This window comes from Geobacillus sp. ZGt-1 (genome assembly GCF_001026865.1).
Classification (GTDB): domain Bacteria; phylum Bacillota; class Bacilli; order Bacillales; family Anoxybacillaceae; genus Geobacillus; species Geobacillus thermoleovorans.
Map to the genome: position 1 here is coordinate 68,704 of NZ_LDPD01000025.1, position 5,321 is coordinate 74,024.

The 5,321-nt window shown below is 53.9% G+C and carries 5 protein-coding genes and 1 pseudogene; 1 reads left to right on the forward strand and 5 read right to left on the reverse strand.

Features of this window, described 5'->3' with window-relative positions:
- Nucleotides 1–89: 89 nt before the first annotated feature.
- The 5 genes from yunB to VU18_RS13030 all read right to left on the reverse strand — a co-directional run bounded on the left by yunB (nucleotide 90) and on the right by VU18_RS13030 (nucleotide 4,409).
- Nucleotides 90–836, reverse strand: a complete 747-nt coding sequence (gene yunB / locus VU18_RS13010; RefSeq protein ID WP_011232451.1) for a sporulation protein YunB — start codon at nucleotides 834–836, stop codon at nucleotides 90–92.
- Between the two features lie 53 nt (nucleotides 837–889).
- Nucleotides 890–1,192 carry a YunC family protein gene (locus VU18_RS13015; protein WP_011232452.1) on the reverse strand — a complete coding sequence of 101 codons (303 nt, stop codon included), beginning with the start codon at nucleotides 1,190–1,192 and terminating at the stop codon, nucleotides 890–892.
- Between the two features lie 61 nt (nucleotides 1,193–1,253).
- Complete coding sequence (locus tag VU18_RS13020; RefSeq protein WP_011232453.1) at nucleotides 1,254–2,636, reverse strand: bifunctional UDP-sugar hydrolase/5'-nucleotidase; 1,383 nt, start codon at nucleotides 2,634–2,636, stop codon at nucleotides 1,254–1,256.
- A 17-nt stretch (nucleotides 2,637–2,653) separates the two neighbouring features.
- Nucleotides 2,654–3,541 carry a sulfite exporter TauE/SafE family protein gene (locus VU18_RS13025; RefSeq protein WP_021321775.1) on the reverse strand — a complete coding sequence of 296 codons (888 nt, stop codon included), beginning with the start codon at nucleotides 3,539–3,541 and terminating at the stop codon, nucleotides 2,654–2,656.
- A 19-nt stretch (nucleotides 3,542–3,560) separates the two neighbouring features.
- Nucleotides 3,561–4,409: a DUF72 domain-containing protein gene (locus VU18_RS13030; protein ID WP_031205997.1), complete on the reverse strand. Its 849-nt coding sequence runs from the start codon at nucleotides 4,407–4,409 to the stop codon at nucleotides 3,561–3,563.
- 195 nt (nucleotides 4,410–4,604) lie between these two features.
- On the opposite strand from VU18_RS13030, the pseudogene VU18_RS13040 reads away from it, so the two are divergent.
- Nucleotides 4,605–5,272: pseudogene (locus VU18_RS13040) on the forward strand (LysE family translocator).
- Nucleotides 5,273–5,321 lie beyond the last annotated feature (49 nt).

Consider the following 5,321-nt stretch of genomic DNA (forward strand, 5'->3'; position numbering starts at 1 on the left):
GCTTGCCTTCGACAGTCGAACGAGAACGATCGATTTAGGAAGATGACAGTCGCCGGCCTTTTAGAGGCGCGCATTGACAGCCTTTCCCACTACCGCTTCGGAAGCTGGATGGACGGGCCGACTTGACCGCCGTTTTTGTTGTAAAATTGCGGCACTTCTCCCGGAATAAAGCGCATCACAACTGGAATATCTGTTGTCACATTGGAAATTTTCGATGCAAAAGGAATGACGACTTGGATGTCGACCGATACATGAATATCAATTTCAATAAAAAAACTGTTAATATCATACGCTCGAATTTCTTTCGTCACTTCCGAGTCGACATTGCCAACGATCTGAAACTGCACCGGAATGCGCGGGCCGAGGTTGGCCAAGAGGGCATTATCCGTGATTTTTCCAAGCGGAATGTAATAAATGATGCCGCGGCTGTTTCCAGTTCCGGACTCGACTTCGGGAAGGACCATCCGTTCAAGCCGTCCTTCTGTCGCCGCCTTTAAGCTTTCCATCACATGATCATCCGTCTCCGATAAGATGCGATTGATCACCGCGGTGTCAAAATCGACCGACACAATTTTGCCGCTTTCGTCCTTTTGAACCGTGACCAGCTGCCGAAATTCAGGGTTGTCTTTTTGAAACTGCTGCTCAATGGCGTTATTGATCACCAAGTTGGCAATCCGCTTCGTTTCCGTTTCCGCAATCTCCATGAGCACCGGCTTAATGCCTTTATTGACAATCCAAAGGCTTACCGCCGTCGAGAACATAAAAAAAACGAACGTCAATAAAAACACATAGCGGAACGGGAGCGGCCCCTTCCGCACGAATCGGGGGCGCAACAAAATGAAAATCCCTCCTTTACAAGCTATATGTATGCTTGCAAGGAGGGATTTTTTCACCGCATTTTCAACAGCGCCTCTCTTCCTTTCATTCCCTCTTCAATGCCGAGCTCCAAAGCGGCGACTGTCACCGATTCGAGCGGCGCCTCGAGCAGCTGTTCAATCGTACGCACCCCGACCGCCCGCCCGGCGATAATGCCGCGATCACGCAATTTCTCATTCAACAGCGCCACATCGAGCGCTCCGCACATAATGTACCCTTTTTCACCCGCCACCGCCAACAAATTCGTTTTCGGCAGCTGGACGGACACAGCAATAAACGGATGTCCGTCAATGATGATCGGCTTCACTTCGACCATCGCCGCAGTCACTCTCCTTTCCATACTCCAATGTATGAAGCATGGAAAAAGAAGTGCCTGCCTATTGGGCCAATTTCCAAGCGAGAAGATCGCGCAAAAACTCCGGCATGTAATACGTTTTTTCCGCCGCCCGCTGAATTTGCGGATAAAAGTGGCCGATCGCAAACATATCGGTCGTCGCCACCTCATACGTGCGCTCGGGATCGAGCGGCTCGCCGTTGATCATAATGCGGCGGATATGCCATTGACCGTCCTCCTCGAGCCCGGCCTCGATGTCCACGCCGTCGTACACCATTTCCCCCATCACTTCGCCGCGGAAGCCAAACCCTTTAAACTGCCAATGCTTCATCCGTTCCGTGTTGGCCTCAAGGATAATCTCTTTGAGCTCCGCGCCGCGCAGCTTCACCTTGCACGGGTTGAGCGGATGCGGGCAAATGCGATGCAAATCTTTTTTCGTCACCGGCCCTTTCGCAAGCGGCGCAAGCAGCACGCCGGCGTTAACCATGCCAATGTCCGCTTGGCACCACTCACGCAAAGCGGAAGCAAGCAAATTCCCAAGCGGCGACGGGGCGAACCAGTCAAGCGGCAAGTCATCATGGAGCACGGCGACTTGTTCCGCTTCAAGCCGCGCCAAACTTTCCTGCTCAAGACAAACAAGATGGCGCTCGACCGCCTCGGAGCGGGGCAATGGTTCGACATCCACGACCGTCGCGGATGCCCTGGACAGCCGGTTTTGGTCAATCTCCAGCTTGACCACCCCAACATATTTTCCGTATTTCCCCGCCGCGCAAAGCAGTGTTTGATTCAATGTTTTTCCTTCTGGAAACACATGGTGGGTGTGAGCGCCTAAAATAATGTCCACGCCTGGGATCGTCGCAGCGATTTTTTCATCCTCATTCACCCCAAGATGAGACAGCACAACGACGCAATCGGCCTTTTGCCTCACTTCCTCCACCGCCGCTGCCAACATGTCAAACGGCGGAACGATCTTCCAGCCGAGCAGCTCGTAAAAGTGAGAAAACGGAGCGGTGGCGCCAACCACCCCAATGCGAAACGTCTCCGTCGCCGGGATGACGACATACGGCAACGCCCAATGCGGCCGCACGCCATCGCGGCGAAACAAATTGGCGACAACGACCGGAAACCGAGCCTGTTCGTACAACGTATCCAGTTCATCATGATCAAGGGTGATCCCTTCGTTGTTGCCGATCGTCACCGCATCATAGTGAAGATCGTTCAATAAGTCCACATTCGCTTTTCCACGCGTCGCCTCGGTAATCGGGTGCACGCGGTCGAGAAAATCGCCCACATCAAACAAAAGCATCGCCTCGTTGCGCGCGCGATGCTCCCTTCTCCGTTCTGACAAAAAGCGGGCGATTTGCGGCCAATGTTCAAAATGGCTGTGCACGTCGTTCGTATGATAAATATAGACGGTTTGCTTCAATGCGCAAGCCTCCTTGGTTACGAAAAACTTTCGATCACAAGCCGAAGGCCAAGCAAAACGAGCACCATCCGAAGCACGACGACAAGCGTCCGGCTTGGCATCCGCTTATTGATCCACGCTCCGGTTTTCGCCCCGATCCACACCCCAGGAATGAGGGCCAGGGCAAACGACCATTGCACGTTTCCCATCGCGACATGGGTGAGAGAGCCGACGAGCGAGGACAAAAAAATCATCAACATCGACGTGGCGACCGCCACATGGGGCGGAAAGCGAAACAGCACGATCATCGCCGGCACCATGAGCGAGCCGCCGCCAATGCCAAACAACCCGCCGAAAAAGCCGACGACAAACGCGATGGCGACCGCCATGAGCGGCTGATAGCCGTATGTGAACACCTCACCGTTTCGGTCCGTGTACGTTCGCACAACACGCCGTTTCCACCACGGCGCCGGCCGCGCCTGCTCCGCCGCCGTTCGTTCGACCCCGTTTTCTTTCGCCGCCGCCGTCTCGTCAGCCGAACGCTTCGTTTTCTTTTGACTCAGCGACAAAAAGAGCGACATGGCGATTAAAAACAGCCCAAAATACAATGAAAAATGAGCGGCGCTCAGCGTATTGTTCACCCAAGCGCCGATGACCGCCCCGGGAACGCTGCCAAGGCAAAAGAGCAAGCCGCTTTGATAGTCGACCATTTTGTCTTTCATATACGACAATGTGGACGATAAGCCATTGAAAATAATGACGACAAGCGACGTGCCGACCGCGACCTGCGGCGTCACCGCCGACAGCCAGCCGAGCGCGCCGAAAAACAGAAGCGCCGGCACGATGATCACCCCGCCGCCAAGGCCGGCCAAGCTGCCCACCGTCCCCGCGATAAAGCCGATCAAAAAAAGCAACATATACGCCATTTTGTCTCTCCCCCCCGCTTCAAAACAAACCAAGCTGCCGCGGCGCCAGGCCCGTGTACTCAATGCCAAGCAAATCGATCAATTGTTTGGCGTTGTCAGCGGCATCGCCGCCGGAGTTGTTGTTAAACAGCACGTAAATTTGTTTCGTTTTTTGCTTTAATGCCTCGATATGGCGCGCCCACTCGCGCAGCTCGCGCTCGTTGTATCGATACAAGTAGCGGACCGCCCGCCAGTTCTCGCCGGCCGTCGCCTTGTTCCAGCCGTGGACATTCCGTCCGTGCAGGCGGATGAGCGTCTTTTCCCGGTCGGTCGGATGCAAAACGGTCGGCACCGACCCTTCCCCCGCCTGCGGCTCGTCGCAAATCGCGTGAATCCACCCTTCCTCTTCCATAAAGCGAAGCGTTTTGTCATAAAAGCGCGGCGAAAACCACGATTGGTGCCGAAATTCGAGCGCCGCCGGCACCTCCCCCATCCGCGCTTTCACCCAGCGCAAGTACTCCACATGCTCGCGCCGACAGTCAAACCACGGCGGAAACTGAAACAGCACCATCGCCAGCTTCCCCGCTTCCTGAAACGGCGCGATCGAGTCCAAAAACGCGGCAAACATCGCTTCCTTGCTTTCATACGGAATCGGGCCGCGCTCATGCCCGGTCATTCCTTGGTATGCCTTCACGATAAACTGAAACGACGGCGGCGTCTCGCGAATCCACTTTTCCACGTTCGAACGCGGCTGAATGGCGTAAAAGTACGAATCGACCTCGACCGTCGGAAAATGGGCCGCGTATTCCAGCAACTTGTCTTTCGCCGCAAGACCTGGCGGATAGAGGCTGTCATGATCCCCCCAACCAGTCAGTCCGATGTAAATCATCACGATCACCAATTCGTTCGATTTCCAGCTATCTTCACTATACCATAAGCGCGGGCGGCGCGAAATAAAAATGACCGCCGCACCATCAAGGGCAATGGCAGTTCATAGATTCATAACATCCATAATTTACAATCGAGGAACGATTGCGATACAATGATACCCATCGAAACATTCTGACAATGGGAGGGCTGTCCAATGATCCATCTGTACCCGTTTCTTCTCTTATCGATATTTTTGATTGTGCTGCCCGGCCCCGACACAGCGGTGGTGACCAAAAACACCATTTCCGCAGGGAAGATCGGCGGCTTGAAAACCGCACTATATAGATGCAACGAAATTTAAATTGCATCTATATAGGGGTTTGCTGCGCCTTGTTTCTCCACACCGCCGCGGCGTCGCTCGGGCTTTCCGCCGTCATTATGCAATCGGCCTTGCTGTTTTCGATCCTGAAGTATGTGGGTGCTGTGTACTTAACGTATTTAGGCGCTAAGGCATTATATGGGGTCATGAAAAAAGGCGAAGCCCCCAGTGTGGAAACGGACATCAGAGGAGGAGGAGAACATACCGCCTGCTTCAAGCAAGGGTTTCTGACCGATTTCTTAAATCCGAAAGTGGCGGCCTTTTTCTTAACGTTTTTGCCGCAGTTCGTGGCGCCCGGCGCGCACTCCTTCGCTCCGTTTCTCCTAATGGGGGCGGCTTATACGGCGATGACCGCGATATGGTTTTTGTTTTACATTTCCTTCATCCATTATATCAGCGACTTCATGAAGCGGCCGAAAACGAAGAAATGGATTGAAGGCATCACGGGCGCGGTGATGATCGGGTTCGGCATCAAATTGGCGCTTGAAAAAGTGCAGCGCTAAACAGGAAGACTGAGCGCGGCTGAACAGATCCGCCTGGCATTTGAAATCA